The organism is Enterobacter sp. RHBSTW-00901 (genome assembly GCF_014103115.1).
GTDB classification, from domain to species: Bacteria; Pseudomonadota; Gammaproteobacteria; order Enterobacterales; family Enterobacteriaceae; genus Enterobacter; species Enterobacter cloacae_P.
Genome location: NZ_JABXPB010000001.1, coordinates 343737 through 359040, shown reverse-complemented (window position 1 = coordinate 359040; position 15304 = coordinate 343737). Strand labels below are relative to the sequence as shown.

At 54.6% G+C, this 15304-nt stretch carries 13 protein-coding genes; 9 read left to right on the top strand and 4 right to left on the bottom strand.

The features are described from left to right. The first annotated feature begins 121 nt into the window (after nucleotides 1-121). The 3 genes from ynfE to clcB all read left to right on the top strand — a co-directional run bounded on the left by ynfE (nucleotide 122) and on the right by clcB (nucleotide 4714). Nucleotides 122-2563: a selenate/tellurate reductase subunit YnfE gene (gene ynfE, locus HV318_RS01890; RefSeq protein ID WP_182271299.1), complete on the top strand. Its 2442-nt coding sequence runs from the start codon at nucleotides 122-124 to the stop codon at nucleotides 2561-2563. Between the two features lie 101 nt (nucleotides 2564-2664). Beyond that, nucleotides 2665-3279, top strand: coding sequence for a Tat proofreading chaperone DmsD (dmsD, locus tag HV318_RS01885; protein WP_182271298.1), 615 nt, complete (start codon nucleotides 2665-2667; stop codon nucleotides 3277-3279). Between the two features lie 124 nt (nucleotides 3280-3403). After that, the gene (gene clcB / locus HV318_RS01880; protein WP_182271297.1) at nucleotides 3404-4714 is read left to right on the top strand and encodes a voltage-gated ClC-type chloride channel ClcB; all 1311 of its coding nucleotides are present in this window, start codon (nucleotides 3404-3406) and stop codon (nucleotides 4712-4714) included. Here the strand turns inward: clcB and bioD are convergent. From bioD to ynfL, 3 genes are all read right to left on the bottom strand, one after another. Continuing rightward, complete coding sequence (gene bioD, locus HV318_RS01875) at nucleotides 4649-5344, bottom strand: dethiobiotin synthase (RefSeq protein WP_182271296.1); 696 nt, start codon at nucleotides 5342-5344, stop codon at nucleotides 4649-4651. The genes clcB and bioD overlap by 66 nt on opposite strands. 130 nt (nucleotides 5345-5474) lie before the next feature. Then, the gene (gene mlc, locus HV318_RS01870) at nucleotides 5475-6695 is read right to left on the bottom strand and encodes a sugar metabolism global transcriptional regulator Mlc (protein WP_182271295.1); all 1221 of its coding nucleotides are present in this window, start codon (nucleotides 6693-6695) and stop codon (nucleotides 5475-5477) included. A 121-nt stretch (nucleotides 6696-6816) separates the two neighbouring features. Then, the gene (gene ynfL / locus HV318_RS01865; RefSeq protein ID WP_182271294.1) at nucleotides 6817-7722 is read right to left on the bottom strand and encodes a multidrug efflux transcriptional activator YnfL/SxtR(Kp); all 906 of its coding nucleotides are present in this window, start codon (nucleotides 7720-7722) and stop codon (nucleotides 6817-6819) included. A gap of 121 nt (nucleotides 7723-7843) precedes the next feature. Here ynfL and ynfM point away from each other — a divergent pair, with 121 nt between their 5' ends. From ynfM to HV318_RS01840, 6 genes are all read left to right on the top strand, one after another. Continuing rightward, nucleotides 7844-9097, top strand: a complete 1254-nt coding sequence (ynfM, locus tag HV318_RS01860; protein WP_182271293.1) for a multidrug efflux MFS transporter YnfM/SxtP(Kp) — start codon at nucleotides 7844-7846, stop codon at nucleotides 9095-9097. Nucleotides 9098-9171: 74 nt separating this feature from the next. Next, complete coding sequence (locus tag HV318_RS01855; RefSeq protein WP_182271292.1) at nucleotides 9172-10656, top strand: carboxypeptidase M32; 1485 nt, start codon at nucleotides 9172-9174, stop codon at nucleotides 10654-10656. Between the two features lie 161 nt (nucleotides 10657-10817). Further along, nucleotides 10818-11360, top strand: coding sequence for a thioredoxin fold domain-containing protein (locus HV318_RS01850; protein ID WP_182271291.1), 543 nt, complete (start codon nucleotides 10818-10820; stop codon nucleotides 11358-11360). A gap of 178 nt (nucleotides 11361-11538) precedes the next feature. Then, nucleotides 11539-12030 (top strand): acid resistance repetitive basic protein Asr, encoded by a 492-nt coding sequence (gene asr, locus HV318_RS01845; RefSeq protein WP_182271290.1) that lies wholly within the window; start codon nucleotides 11539-11541, stop codon nucleotides 12028-12030. Nucleotides 12031-12121: 91 nt separating this feature from the next. Then, nucleotides 12122-12205, top strand: a complete 84-nt coding sequence (gene ydgU / locus HV318_RS24435) for a small membrane protein YdgU (protein ID WP_021241182.1) — start codon at nucleotides 12122-12124, stop codon at nucleotides 12203-12205. 102 nt (nucleotides 12206-12307) lie between these two features. Further along, the gene (locus HV318_RS01840) at nucleotides 12308-13129 is read left to right on the top strand and encodes a trypsin-like serine peptidase (RefSeq protein WP_182271289.1); all 822 of its coding nucleotides are present in this window, start codon (nucleotides 12308-12310) and stop codon (nucleotides 13127-13129) included. 1 nt (nucleotide 13130) lies between these two features. Here HV318_RS01840 and HV318_RS01835 read toward each other — a convergent pair whose 3' ends face one another. Beyond that, a complete protein-coding gene (locus HV318_RS01835) occupies nucleotides 13131-15293 on the bottom strand; it encodes a bifunctional diguanylate cyclase/phosphodiesterase (protein ID WP_182271288.1) in 2163 nt (720 codons plus the stop codon). Nucleotides 15294-15304: the final 11 nt, after the last annotated feature.

Sequence of the window (15304 nt, the reverse complement as noted above, 5' to 3'; positions counted from 1 at the left end):
TACCCCTTGAATTGATGAGGATTAATATTTAATACCGCCAAATAAGTAACACTCACCCCATCATTAGCCCGGTTTTAATAACGGGAGAAAATAATACGTAACAGCAATGATGGGGTGAGTCATGTCCGATATTGAACGTCACGGCGGGATCAGCCGCCGAATGCTGGTTAAATCCACGGCGATAGGTTCTCTGGCTCTTGCTGCTGGCGGGCTTTCTTTGCCTTTTGGCATGAAAAGCGCCGCTGCGGCGGTACAAAACGCCATGCAACCCGCAGAAGATAAAGTGGTATGGGGAGTCTGTTCGGTAAACTGCGGTAGTCGCTGTGCGCTGCGCCTGCACGTCCGTGATGATGAAGTGTACTGGGTCGAAACGGATAATACCGGCGATGATGTTTATGGCAATCATCAGGTGCGTGCGTGCCTGCGCGGTCGCTCTATTCGCCGTCGAATAAACCATCCCGACCGCCTGAATTACCCGATGAAACGCGTCGGTAAGCGTGGCGAAGGCAAGTTTGAACGTATCAGTTGGGACGAAGCACTGGACACCCTTGCCACCAGCCTGAAAGGTGTGGTGGAAAAATACGGTAACGAAGCGGTTTACATTAATTACTCTTCCGGGATTGTGGGCGGTAATATCACCCGCTCCTCCCCCTACGCCTCGCTGGTGGCTCGCCTGATGAACTGCTACGGCGGATTCTTAAGCCACTACGGTACCTACAGTACGGCACAAATTGCCTGTGCAATGCCCTACACCTATGGCAGCAACGATGGCAACAGCACCTCTGATATTGAAAACACCAGACTGGTGGTGATGTTCGGTAATAACCCGGCGGAAACGCGCATGAGCGGCGGCGGGATCACGTATTACCTCGAACAGGCACGCGAACGTTCTCACGCGCGGATGATCGTTATCGATCCTCGCTATACCGACACCGCCGCAGGGCGTGAAGATGAATGGATCCCGATTCGTCCAGGCACTGACGCCGCGCTGGTGGCCGGTATCGCCTGGGTGTTAATTGATGAAAACCGGGTAGACCAGCCGTTCCTCGACAAATATTGCGTGGGATACGATGAGAAAACGCTGCCGGAAGGCGCGCCAGCAAACGGTCATTACAAAGCCTATATTCTCGGTCAGGGTGACGATGGCACGGCCAAAACGCCGGAGTGGGCCTCACGTATCACCGGGATCCCAGCCGATCGCATCATTAAGCTTGCACGTGAGATTGGCTCAGCGAAACCGGCGTATATCTGTCAGGGCTGGGGCCCACAGCGTCAGGCCAACGGCGAACTGACATCCCGCGCTATCGCCATGCTGCCGATCCTGACGGGCAATGTGGGGATCAACGGCGGTAACAGCGGCGCACGTGAATCCACCTACACCATCACGATTGAGCGTATGCCGCTGCCGGACAACCCGGTGAAAACGCAGATATCCTGCTTTAGCTGGACGGATGCCATCGTCCGTGGCCCGGAAATGACCGCCCTGCGCGACGGTGTACGCGGTAAAGATAAGCTCGATGTGCCGATCAAATTTATCTGGAACTATGCCGGTAACACCATCATTAACCAGCACTCCGATATCAATAAAACCCACGATATTTTGCAGGATGAAAGCAAGTGCGAAACCATCGTGGTGATCGACAACTTTATGACCTCGTCAGCGAAGTATGCCGATATTCTGCTGCCGGATTTAATGACCGTGGAACAGGAAGACATTATTCCTAACGATTACGCGGGCAACATGGGCTATCTGATTTTCCTGCAGCCCGTTACCGCACCGAAGTTTGAGCGCAAGCCTATCTACTGGATCATGAGTGAAGTGGCGAAACGTCTCGGGTCAGATATCCATCAGCAGTTTACCGAAGGCCGCACCCAGGCGCAGTGGTTACAGTTCCTGTATGCCAAAATGCTCGCAAAAGATCCTCAGTTGCCGTCCTATGACGCGCTGAAACAAATGGGTATATATAAGCGTAAAGATCCGGCTGGGCATTTTGTGGCCTACAAAAAATTCCGCGACAACCCCGAGGCAAACCCACTCAAAACTCCATCGGGCAAGATTGAAATCTACTCCAGCGCACTGGCCAGGATCGCCAGCACCTGGGCGCTGGAAAAAGATGAAACCATCAGCCCGCTGCCGGTCTATGCCTCTACGTTTGACGGCTGGGATGCCCCTGAGCGCAGCACCTTCCCGCTTCAGCTGTTCGGCTTCCACTTTAAAGCCCGCACCCACTCCAGCTACGGCAACATTGATGTTCTGCAAGCGGCCTGCCGCCAGGAGATCTGGCTCAACCCTGTCGATGCCGACAAACGTGGCATTAAGAACGGCGACATGGTGCGCGTCTTTAACGATCGCGGTGAGTTGCGTATTCCGGCGAAAGTGACGCCACGCATCATGCCTGGCGTGAGCGCAATGGGCCAGGGAGCCTGGCATGATGCCAACATGAACGGCGATCGCATCGACCACGGCTCGTGCATCAACACATTGACCACGCACCGTCCGTCACCGCTGGCAAAAGGTAACCCGCAGCACACCAATCTGGTGCAGGTTGAAAAGGTGAGCTGATTAACCGTGAGCTATTCTATGGTCTGCATATGACCGTCGGTATGGCAATTGCGGGTTAACATAAACGTGCGGGGCAACCCGCGCGAGTAAGGAATATAGTCATGAATAACGTATCACACCGCGAATCGTTCGCGTTTAGTGCCAGAGTATTAGGCGCACTGTTCTATTTTGCTCCGGACAGCGAGCAAGCCGCACCTCTGGTCAATGCGCTCACCGCTGGCGGCTGGACGCAGGACTGGCCTCTGACGCAGGATGTTTTGCAGCACATAGAAGGAACGATCAAAATGCCCGCCGATGAGCCGCTAACAGACGCCTGGCAACGTCTGTTTATTGGCCCGTATGCGCTTCCCGCACCGCCGTGGGGTTCCGTGTGGCTGGATCGCGAATCCGTGCTGTTTGGTGACTCAACCCTCGCGCTGCGCCAGTGGATGCGTGAGAACAACATCGTCTTTGAAATGCAGCAGAATGAACCGGAAGATCAGTTTGGTGCGTTGCTGCTGCTGGCCGGGTGGCTGACCGAAAACGGTCGCGATACGGAGCGCGACCAGCTTCTGGCCTGGCACCTTTTGCCGTGGAGCACCCGTTTTCTTTCTGTATTTGTCGAAAATGTCGGACACCCGTTCTACACCGCACTCGGTAAACTTGCTCAGTTGACGCTCGCGGACTGGCAATCCACATTAATTATTCCGGTCGCTGAAAAACCGCTTTATCGTTAACGAGGTTCTGGCTTGCTCACCGATACCGGGCAAGCCGGGTTCTCCACTTTTCCGCACGTATACCTTTTGCTAACACCGCGATTTCACTTCACAATACGGTATCTGCCCTGTTCAATTGCGACCCATGCAACGTCTTCACACTTACCCTGACATCCGAGCGATGTTTCGCAGACTCCTGATTGCCACCATCACTGGCGTGCTGGCCGCGCTGGCCGTTGCTGTATTCCGCCACGCCATGTATTTGCTGGAGTGGGTATTCCTCAGCAACGAAAGCGGCAGTCTGGTGGATGCTGCCGCGGCATTGTCGCCCTGGCGTCGTGCACTGACACCGGCGCTTGGCGGGCTGGCTGCCGGGCTGTTGTTGTGGGGATGGCAACGTTTGACGGCGCAGCGTCCCCATGCCCCAACGGATTATATGGAAGCGCTGGAAACCGGAGACGGACAGTTTGATTACGGAGCCAGCCTGGTCAAATCCCTTGCGTCGTTGCTGGTCGTCGCCAGCGGAAGCGCTATTGGTCGTGAGGGTGCCATGATCCTGCTTGCAGCACTGGCGGCCTCCTGTTTCGCCCAACGCTTTACGCCGAAATCCGAATGGAAATTGTGGATCGCCTGCGGAGCCGCCGCCGGGATGGCCAGCGCCTATCACGCACCATTGGCCGGTAGCCTTTTTATTGCTGAAATTCTGTTTGGCACTCTGATGCTGGCCTCGCTCGGCCCGGTTGTGATTGCCGCCGTGGTGGCACTGCTCACCACGCGTCTGTTAAGCCCCGGAGCCAGCACACTCTACGAAGTCCATCTTAGCGAAATGCTCACGGCGACGGATTATTCGCTGATCGTCGGAATAGGCTTGCTGGCAGGTATCTGCGGCCCACTGCTGATGTGGTTGATGACGTTCAGCCACTCTCTGTTTCTGCGTCTCAAACTCTCACCGCCCTGGCAGCTGGCGCTTGGCGGGCTGATCGTCGGACTGTTGTCACTGATGACGCCAAAAGTATGGGGCAATGGCTACAGTGTGGTGCAGGCGTTTCTTCTTTCCCCACCATTACTGTCGGTGATTGCTGGTGTGTTTCTGTGCAAATTACTGGCGGTACTGGCGAGTAGCGGCTCGGGCGCTCCGGGTGGGGTCTTCACCCCGACGCTGTTTGTCGGTATGGCAACAGGGATGCTGTTTGCGCAGATCTCCGCGCTGTGGTTTCCGGGATCAGAGATGGCAATTTTGCTGGGGCTGGCGGGGATGGCAACGTTGCTCGCCGCGACGACACACGCGCCAATTATGTCGGCGCTGATGGTCTGTGAAATGACCGGGCAGTATTTTTTGCTGCCCGGTTTGCTGGTAGCCTGCGTGGTGGCGTCTGTGCTGTCGCGAACGTTACGCCACGACTCTATTTATGGTCAACACGCTGCCGAAGGCAGAGAGATCGATGTACTGCGCTAACTCGCGCTGCTCGGCGCGAGGCAGATAAGGCAGTTCCCCCACCAGTGGACCTGGCAGTTTTTTGCTCAGCACCTCGATGATTTCTGCATAGTGCGCCAGACCCGGGTTGATACGGTTTGCCACCCAGCCAATCAACGGCAGGCCGTCGTTGGCAATGGCCTGCGCCGTCAGAAGTGCATGGTTGATGCACCCTTCCTGGATCCCAACCACCATCACCACCGGCAGTTGCTCTTGTACTACCCACTCGGACAACGGGCGCAAATCGTTCATCAGGCTGCGCCACCCGCCCGTGCCTTCAACGACCACATGGTCAACCTTCTCACTCAGGTTCGCCAGGCCGTCAGACAACAGGGTGTAGTTGATCGGACCGCTGTGTGCCACGCTGCTCTCATCTTCGCTCAACGCAATAGGGTTGACCGCATGATAAGGCAATTCCAGGGATGAAACGCTTTGCAAAACCAGTGCGTCTTTATTACGCAGTCCTTCTGGCGTCTCTTTACTGCTTTTTGCGACCGGTTTGTACCCTGCGACGCGCTCACCGCGTGCCGCCAGGGCTTGCAGCAACGCGCGAGACACCACCGTCTTCCCGACAGAGGTATCAGTACCAGTAACAAAGAAACGCTTAAGCATGACTCACTCCACCTCTTGGGTATGCTTCGGAAATATAAACCAGGTAAATAATTCAGTGGGGGAAGTCTACGGGATGCATGCGCTACCCGGCTTGAGATAGCGCAATCTTTCTTGCATCTGTGGAAAAGAGTTAACCCTGCAGTAAGCGAATAAGTAACGAGCCGTTGTACATCGCATCTTTCACCAGCGCAGCACCGGCCATCGTGCCCTGGTTCGAGAATTGCGTACTTTCGACCACAATATTCTTGCTGTACGCCGGGAGCGACTGCTGATGAATACAGGCCGAAATGGTCGGGAAAAGGATCTCTGCCGCCTGGCTAAGCGGTGAGCCAATCAGAATTTTTTGTGGGTTGAAGAGATTCACCATGATGGCCAGAATGCGACCGACGTTATTCCCCACACCGGTAATGATGTCCTTCGCCAGCAGATCGCCCTGACGCGCCGCGGCGCAGAGCGAGTCGACGGTTAACGGTTGCCCGTGGAGTGTCGAACTCATTGACTGGCTGAGTCTCACCTGCGCCAGCTCCAGCACGCTTTCCACGCTGGCAATGGTTTCCAGACAGCCGTGGTTTCCGCAGTAACACCGTTTCCCGTAGGGATCGACCTGGGTGTGACCAATTTCCACCAGGCTACTGCTCCCGGCGTGCAGAAGGCGTCCGTCGGTGATGACACCCGCCCCTACGTTGTGATCAATCACCACCTGAATAACATCCCGTGCACCGCGTGACGCACCAAATAGTGCCTCGGCCATCGTCCAGGCACTGATATCATGCTGAATATAGACCGGCACACCCGTATGACTTTTCAGTGCTTCACCCAGCGGCATCTCTTTAACATCGTCGTAAAACGGCATGCGGTGCACAATGCCATTTTCGGTATCAATAATCCCCGGCATGGTGATGGCGATCGCCGTTAAACGCTCAAGCCGCTGCTGGTGACGGATAAAGAACTGATCGATATGCGTGATGATCACATCGAGGAGCGATTGTTCCGTGTCGAGCGGCAACTCCAGCCGATCTTCCACCACCAGCTTGCTGCTCAGATCGCGCAGCGCAAGGAAAATTTCGCCGCGACTGATACGCAGCGACAGGTAGTGCCACGCTTCCGTTTCCACCACCAGCCCGACTGCCGGACGGCCGCGGCTGCCCGGCTCCTGAATTTCCGTCTCCTGAACCAGGTGGGCTTCCAGCATTTCGCGGACAATCTTGGTGATACTGGCAGGTGCCAGTTGTGCCAGGCGCGAAAGATCGATACGCGAAACCGGACCAAGCTGATCAATCAGGCGATAAACCGCGCCAGCGTTGGTCTGCTTAATCTGATCAATGTGCCCTGGCTGACTATCAGCAACCACCTCGTACTCCCTTATTTTCGAGCTTCGAAATAAACTGTGGGCTATGGTGAAGCACTTCAATGGCCGTCGTCAAATATTTACTTAGCCATGTGATTTACTGCACATTTTTATCCCCATTTCGCTATAAATATCGTCCTGCAGAGGCGGCGATAAGCTGCTTTTTGAAACGCTGTGCCGCATGGCTCTGTTCATGGTGTTTTGACCAGACCAGCCACATCTCTGAAACCGCATCAGATTCGGCAATGGGAACCCAGTGCATTTCACGCAATTGTACCCGTTTAAAGGAGGCCGGGAGAATAGAAACACCCAGCCCTGCCGCGACCAGCCCAATAATGGTCATTGCCTCTCCCACTTCCTGGGTAATCACCGGGGCAAGATCGTAGCGCCGCATCAGGCCGAGAATATCGTCATACAGACCCGTGCCTACCTGAGGGTCAAAAAAGACAAACGGCTCTTTTGCCAGCTCTGACAGCGTGACGGCGGGGCACGAGGCTAGCGGATGGTCATGCGGGATCATCGCCATCAGCGGTTCGCGCAAAATCACCTGCCACTCCAGCGTGTCAGGCAACTGGGTATTACGCATCAACCCCAGGTCGAGCGAACCTTCATTAAGCGGGGCAATCTGTTCGCGGGTGTTAATTTCGCGCGTCTGAATATGTACATCCGGGAAGTGACGACGAAACGACGAGAGCGTTTCCGAAACGGCGCTGATAAACGGAGCGGATGAGGTAAAACCGATGCGCAGTTCACCGGCTTCCCCCAGATAGAGCCGTTCGGCCCGGGCGGCTGCGTCATCAACCATGCTCAGAATTTGTCTGCTGTCGGCCAGAAACTGCTTTCCTGCCGCCGTCAGGCTCACGCTGCGGTTAGTACGCGCAAGCAGACGAGCCCCCACCTGCTGCTCCAGGATCTGAATTTGCTGGCTCAGCGGTGGCTGAGAGATGTTCAACCGCGCGGCAGCACGGCCAAAATGCAGCTCTTCCGCTACAGCGACAAAATAGCGCAGATGACGCAGTTCAATATTCATATCTTTAAAGTATCATTTGAGATTATTAATATATTAGACAGAATATTTACAATTTCCTACTCTGATCATGTGGTCATACCCGTCACCAGAAATCACGGGGATGTTTAAGCAAGGAACATGTGTGAGTCGTACAACTACCATTGATATCGCTCCGGCAAGCGATGTTGATGATTTACCCGCAGCATCACAGCCGGTGCAGTTCATCAAACGTGGTACTCCTCAATTTATGCGCGTCACGCTGGCGCTTTTCTCTGCAGGACTGGCAACCTTCGCCCTGCTTTATTGCGTTCAGCCCATCCTTCCCGTTTTGTCTCATGAGTTTGGCGTGTCGCCTGCCAGCAGCAGTGTTTCGCTGTCGATCTCAACCGGGATGTTGGCTATTGGCCTGCTTTTTACCGGACCACTTTCCGACGCCATTGGCCGCAAACCGGTGATGGTCACCGCGTTGATGCTGGCGTCCGTCTGTACCCTGCTTTCCACCATGATGACCAGCTGGCACGGTATTCTGATGATGCGCGCGCTGATTGGATTATCGCTGAGCGGTGTGGCGGCGGTCGGGATGACGTATCTCAGCGAGGAGATCCACCCCAGCTTTGTCGCATTCTCAATGGGATTGTATATCAGCGGAAACTCTATCGGTGGGATGAGTGGCCGCCTGCTGAGCGGGGTGTTTACGGATTTATTTAGCTGGCGCATTGCGCTGGCCGTGATCGGCTGTTTTGCCCTCGCATCTGCACTGATGTTCTGGAAAATTCTGCCCGAATCACGCCACTTCCGCCCGACGTCCCTGCGCCCAAAAACGCTGTTTATCAACTTCCGCCTGCACTGGCGTGATAAAGGGTTGCCACGGTTGTTCCTGACCGGTTTCCTGCTGATGGGGTCATTCGTCACGCTGTTTAACTACATTGGTTACCGCCTGATGCTCTCTCCCTGGCACCTGAGCCAGGCAGTCGTGGGTCTGCTCTCTGTCGCTTATCTCACGGGAACCTGGAGTTCACCGAAAGCGGGTGCGATGACCGCACGTTTTGGCCGCGGCCCGGTGATGCTGGTGTCAACGGCGGTGATGCTGCTCGGCCTGCTGATGACGCTCTTCTCATCCCTGTGGCTGATTTTTGCCGGGATGCTGCTCTTCTCCGCCGGTTTTTTCGCCTCTCACTCCGTGGCAAGCAGCTGGATAGGCCCACGTGCGCGGCGCGCCAAAGGTCAGGCGTCGTCCCTGTATCTTTTTAGCTACTATCTCGGCTCCAGTATCGCCGGGACGCTTGGCGGCGTGTTCTGGCATAACTACGGCTGGAACGGCGTGGGCGGGTTTATTGCGCTGATGCTGTGTGCGGCGTTGCTGGTAGGTGCCAGTCTGCATAAACGTCTGCATTAACATTCAACCGTCTTCGTGTTTAAATCGAGCCGATGCTATTTTTTGTCATCGGCTGATTCAGACACGAGGACTTCATGAAAAACAACAACTACCAACAACTCACCCGCACCTTCCAGCGTCTCTCCCGCTTCTCGCACCTCTCCTCCATCGCCAGCTGGGATATGTTCACCATGATGCCGCCAGGCGGCAGTGCCGCGCGTAGCGAAGCGCTGGCCGAAATGAGCGTATTGCAACATCAAATCCTGACCGACAAAAAAATGGGCGAATGGCTGGCTGCTGCCGCGAGCGAAGATCTGAATGACATTGAGCAGGCCAATCTGCGCGAAATGACGCGCCATTATCAGCAAGCCACGCTGCTGCCTGAATCACTGGTGGAAGCCAAATCGCTGGCGGGCAGCAAGTGTGAACACGCCTGGCGTACCCAGCGCCCGGCGAATGACTGGCACGGGTTTTCCGCAAACCTGAAAGAGGTGGTCAAACTCAGCCGCGAAGAGGCTCGCCTGCGTGCTGAGGCCAAAAGCTGTTCACCTTACGACGCGCTGCTGGATATTTTTGAACCGGACATGACCAGCGCTCGCCTGGACGTACTGTTTGGCGACATGAAATCCTGGCTGCCGGATCTGCTGGCTAACGCGGTGGAAAAACAGTCTCAGCAATCGTTCGTTCCGCCACAAGGCCCCTTCCCGACCGCCACGCAGCGTGAACTGGGGCTGGAAGCGATGAAAATGCTCGGTTTCGATTTTAACGGCGGTCGCCTGGACGTCAGCGCGCATCCGTTCTGCGGCGGCGTACCGGAAGATGTGCGAATTACCACACGCTATGACGAGGAGGAGCTGCTTAGCGCCCTCTTTGGCGTGGTTCACGAAACCGGACACGCCCGTTATGAACAAAACCTGCCGCGTGCATGGGCTGGCCAACCTGTTGCGCTGGCACGCTCAACGGCAATCCACGAATCCCAGAGCCTGTTCTTTGAGATGCAGCTCGGGCGCAGTAATGCCTTCCTGAAACATCTGCTCCCTGCCGTCCAGGCCCGCTTTGGCAGCCAGGCCGCATTCAGCGAAGAAAACTTTATCGCATGGAACCAGCGGGTGAAGCCGGGTTATATTCGCGTCGATGCAGACGAAGTGAGCTATCCGGCGCATGTGGTGCTGCGCTACGAGATTGAACGGGCGCTGATTAACGGTGACATCGAGGTCGACGATATCCCGGCGCTGTGGGATGAAAAAATGCAGGCCTGGCTCGGGTTATCCACCAAAGACAACTACCGCAACGGTTGTATGCAGGATATCCACTGGACTGACGGTGGTTTTGGTTACTTCCCGTCGTATACCCTGGGTGCCATGTACGCCGCCCAGTTGTTCCATGCCGCGAAAACGGCGCTGCCGGATCTGCAGGCATCCATTGCTGATGGCGATTTTTCGGCCCTGTTCGACTGGCTGCGCCAGAACATCTGGCAGCACGGCAGCCGCTTTACCACCTCACAGCTGATTACCCTGGCGACAGGTGAAGATCTGAACATTCGTTATTTCCGTGAACACCTGACCTCGCGCTATCTGTAATTCACCTGCCGGAGCATGCTCCGGCAGCGTCTTCTCCCGCTACGCAATAAGAATATGATTTTGTGCATATCATTACACTCTCGCCTGATGTATTAACTCTTTTCCTGGTCACACAATAAAACTGTTATCAGGCCAGGGTTAAAAAATAAATAAAGGGATGAATGATGAAAGGCATAATCAAAACGATAGCGTTAGCCATGCTGTGTACGGCGAGTGTGAGTACCTTAGCCGCCACGGATAACACACCAAAAGAAGCGTACGACGACATTACCCACTCTCTGGCCGACCTCCAGCCCATCACGTTTCAGGCTCCCACGGAAAAGTACAAACTGCTGGTGTTTATTGATAACCAGTGCATCTACTGCAGTAATGTGGTGAAAAACGTTAAGCAGTATACGGACGCCGGTTTGACGATGTCATTTCTGACCGTTGCGCCCGATTCCATTCGCGATTCCGTGATTGAAGATATGGGACGCGTCTGGTGTTCCACCGATAAGGTGAAAAGCCTGCAAAAAGCGATGGCGGGTTTTTTACCGGATAACGACACGACCCCAGCCTGTTCTGACCTGGTTACGCGCCAGTCCGCGCTGGCAGAAAGGATGGGCATCCGCGTCACACCATTCATGGTGGTGATCGAGCCCGAGCCGCGTTCGATTGTCGGCAGTCAGCCGCCGGCAGCTATCCTGGCCACACTGAAGAAATAGCCCTGACGTGTACGAACAGGCTGGTGTAGCCTCGTTCGTACATACCATTCCTGCCCGTTGTACATTACGTTACACGCCGATACCAATCACTCACGGAAACCTCGGTTTTACAGGGATATAGTTCTTTCAACGGCCCCGCAGTGGGGTTAAATGAAAAAACAAATTCGAGGGTATGAGAATGAACAAAGTATTAGCTCTGGTTGTTGCCGCTGCTATGGGTCTGTCTTCTGCTGCGTTTGCTGCTGAAACTACTGCAACCGCAACACCTGCTGCAGCGCCTGCTGCAACTGCAACTGCAACCACCGCTGCTCCAGCGAAAACAGTTCACCATAAGAAACACCACAAAACCGCTACAAAACACAAAGCAACTGCAACAAAAGAAGCAGCAGCTCCAGCAGCCGCAGCACCAACCGAGCAAAAAGCTCAGGCTGCTAAAAAGCACCACAAAAAAGCAGCAAAACCCGCTGTAGAGCAAAAAGCTCAGGCTGCTAAAAAGCACCACAAAAAAGCAGCAAAACCTGCTGTAGAACAGAAAGCTCAGGCTGCTAAAAAGCACCACAAAAAAGCGGCAAAACCTGCTGTAGAACAGAAAGCTCAGGCTGCTAAAAAGCATCACAAAAAAGCAGTAAAACACGAAGCTGCTAAACCAGCTGCACAGCCAGCTGCGTAAGAGTACAAGCTTAACCGTGCCCTTCGGGGCACGTTGGTAAACCGGCGCTGAACCGGAAAGGTACAGCGCCGTTTTTTTATCCGGAGGGCGTATGCTGCGGCGCTATCGGTTTGAGCTCATTCTTATTCTGCTTATTTTATGCGCGCTCATCGCAAGCCATTTTTATCTTTCCTGATTGTAGCACGCTGATTTTACTCCCACTTTAACGCTGTCCCGTCTATAGTATTTCCATAGGGTTCACTTTTAATAATCATAATTACCCCCACCAGAGTGTGATATGCGTAAATCTGTTGTGTTGTTACTGGGAACGTTTGGTCTTTTTTCTGGGCTCTTGCATGCGGATGATGGCGGTGATGACACCATTAGCGCCAAAGAACTAAAGACGCTGTTTTTTGGTCATGATGACCGCACGCGTGTCGCTAATCCTGCCCAGGCTCCCTGGGATGCCATCGGGCAACTGGAAACCGCCAGCGGTAACTTATGTACCGCGACCCTGATTACCCCTCAACTTGCACTGACGGCGGGCCACTGCCTGTTGACACCGCCGAACGGTAAGCCGGATAAAGCCGTTGCCTTGCGTTTTGTGTCGCAAAAAGGCACCTGGCGCTATGAAATCCACGGTATTGAAGGCCGGGTTGATCCTTCCCTCGGCAAACGCCTGAAACCTGATGGTGATGGCTGGATAGTGCCCCCCGCTGCAGCCTCCTGGGATTTTGGCCTGGTCGTCTTGCGCTATCCGCCGTCTGGCATTACGCCGCTACCGTTATTCGACGGGGATAAAGCTGCGCTGACTGCCGCGCTGAAAGCCGCCGACCGTAAGGTGACGCAGTCAGGCTACCCTGTCGATCATCTGGATGCGCTTTACACCCACACGGACTGTATTGTGACGGGCTGGGCGCAAAATAGCGTGCTCTCACATCAGTGCGATACGTTACCGGGTGATAGCGGCTCACCGCTGATGTTAAAAACGGAGAATGGCTGGCAGCTGATTGGGGTACAAAGCTCCGCCCCGGCCGCCAAAGACAGATATCGGGCCGATAACCGGGCCTTGTCGGTGACCGGTTTTCGCGACAAGCTGGATGCACTGGCACAACAATAGGTTAGCACTGTCTTACCTGGCGTAATGCCATAATCGCCTCAATTGGCATCGGCTGGCTGAACCAGAACCCCTGCAACTGATCGCAACCAGCCAGCCGCAGCAGTCTCATCTGTTTCTCGTTTTCCACCCCTTCGGCGACCACCGCCATCCCCAGGGCATTGGCGATCCGTACCGTTCCACTCACCAGAGCCGCCGCCTGTTCGTCGTTATCCACCAGCCCGGCCAGCGATTTATCTATCTTGATGGTGTCAAAATTAAAACGCCGCAGGTAGCCAATGCTCGAATAGCCCGTACCAAAATCATCCAGCGCCACCGCCGTACCCAGCGCTCTCAGGTTGGTTATCGCCGTGCGGGCACGCTCCGGATTTTCCAGAACATAGGTTTCCGTTACCTCAAGCTGAAGTCTGGTCGCCGGGAACCGGGTGACCTTCAACACATCTGCCACTTTGTCTTCAAATTCGGGATCGCGAAATTGTGCCGGAGAGATGTTAACTGACAGTTTTAATTCACCGAAAGGCTCCAGATCCTGACAGGCCCGATGCAAAACAAACTGCCCCAGTTTGTAAATCAGACCGCTGGTCTCTGCAATGGTAATAAACGTATCCGGGCCAAGCTCCCCACCCGGGCGACGCGGCCAGCGCACCAGTGCTTCCACACTGCTCATTTTCTGGCTGCGCGCATCAATAATCGGCTGATACCAGACCTCAAACTCATCGCGCTCCAGTCCATTACGGATCTGATTTTCAATCGCCAGCTGGCGTTCCCGAACGCTGTTTAATTCCGCATCGTAGTGCGTGACACGCCCTTTTCCGGTAATTTTGGAGTGATACATAGCGATATCGGCACGGCGGAACAGCTCGGAAGTGGTGCATTCAATCAGCGTTCCGCTGGCAATGCCGATGCTGGCACCAATATGGATAGTACGCTCACCCAGGCGAATCGGTGTATTGAGGAAATCAAGCACTGACCCGGCAAATGCGGCCGCCAGCGCTTCTGCGCGGTCGCCGCCAATGGTCATGGCGAACTCATCGCCCCCCATTCGCGCCAGCATCCCACCAGACGGGATCCGCGCATTCAGCTCTTTTGCTATCTCAATGATGAGATCATCGCCGACGCTATGACCATACACATCATTCACATCCTTAAAGCCGTCAAGATCGATAAACACGACGCTTTTCACGTCAATGTCACCGCGCAAACTCACTTTATCCAGCGCTTCAATTAACGCACGGCGGTTCGGCAGATGGCTTAACCAGTCCGTTCTCGCCACCAGCCGCGCCTGGCTTTCCCCCCTGGCAAGTTTGTACAGACCCACACTACTTACCAGAATAAACAGCAGGATCAGCGCTGCCGCCAGCACCACAATGTGCGTAATATCGGATGATGCAGCACGGGCTGCCTGAGCACCGGGAAGGCGCGCCTGCCAGTTGAGATAGCCCAGAAGTTCCCCTGCCGAACTGTGCAGCGGCATACTCAGGTTATTGATTTTGTCAGCGGTATAGTTGAGGTTATCAATCTGAAACGTTTCGCCCAGATCGGATAATATCTTGTCGTTCAGATGGCGGGTAATCACCAGATAACGCCGGGTATCTCCGTTAACCTGTAATCTTCCGATCATCGGCCGGACCAGACCAATCCCCACGAAAGCAACACCGTTTCGTGTTCGGGTGATCCCGGCATAGATATTCTTGTCGCTGGATAAGGCTCGTCGGTGTTGGTCAATCAGCGCCTTCAGGCCATTGCCGAAAAAGTCGAGATTCGTTTCATTAAAGGGTTGGCTCTGGAACGAGCCCCAAATCACGTTAAATTTTTCATCCAGCACAAACGTGCCGTCATAGAGATTATTGATTTTAAAACCTGCCCCCCAGGTGTTGTACAGCCATTGCGTATCAAGCCTGGGGCTGTAAACCTCGCGCACCGCATCGTCCCAGACGGCATTATCAATGACCAGGGAGGAGACACGAGTGACCGACGTCTCGATGGCACCCTGCACAGAAAGTGCTGAGCGATGTTCATCAATTTCATTGGTTTTGCTACTGATGAGATGCAGGGAAAGATAAAGCAGTGCGACGATGGAAATGATTAAGCCGATCCCCGCCATGAATATCATGATAAACAACGTTTTTGCTGTGGGGATATTGTGCCAGCTTAATGTGCGGTACATTCGCCATCCTC

Coding starts and splice junctions, on each gene's coding strand:
- ynfE (WP_182271299.1), top strand. CDS start 122: ATGTCCGATATTGAACGTCACGGCGGGATCAGCCGCCGAATGCTGGTT.
- dmsD (WP_182271298.1), top strand. CDS start 2,665: ATGAATAACGTATCACACCGCGAATCGTTCGCGTTTAGTGCCAGAGTA.
- clcB (WP_182271297.1), top strand. CDS start 3,404: ATGCAACGTCTTCACACTTACCCTGACATCCGAGCGATGTTTCGCAGA.
- bioD (WP_182271296.1), bottom strand. CDS start 5,344: ATGCTTAAGCGTTTCTTTGTTACTGGTACTGATACCTCTGTCGGGAAG.
- ynfL (WP_182271294.1), bottom strand. CDS start 7,722: ATGAATATTGAACTGCGTCATCTGCGCTATTTTGTCGCTGTAGCGGAA.
- HV318_RS01855 (WP_182271292.1), top strand. CDS start 9,172: ATGAAAAACAACAACTACCAACAACTCACCCGCACCTTCCAGCGTCTC.
- HV318_RS01850 (WP_182271291.1), top strand. CDS start 10,818: ATGATGAAAGGCATAATCAAAACGATAGCGTTAGCCATGCTGTGTACG.
- asr (WP_182271290.1), top strand. CDS start 11,539: ATGAACAAAGTATTAGCTCTGGTTGTTGCCGCTGCTATGGGTCTGTCT.
- ydgU (WP_021241182.1), top strand. CDS start 12,122: ATGCTGCGGCGCTATCGGTTTGAGCTCATTCTTATTCTGCTTATTTTA.
- HV318_RS01840 (WP_182271289.1), top strand. CDS start 12,308: ATGCGTAAATCTGTTGTGTTGTTACTGGGAACGTTTGGTCTTTTTTCT.
- HV318_RS01835 (WP_182271288.1), bottom strand. CDS start 15,293: ATGTACCGCACATTAAGCTGGCACAATATCCCCACAGCAAAAACGTTG.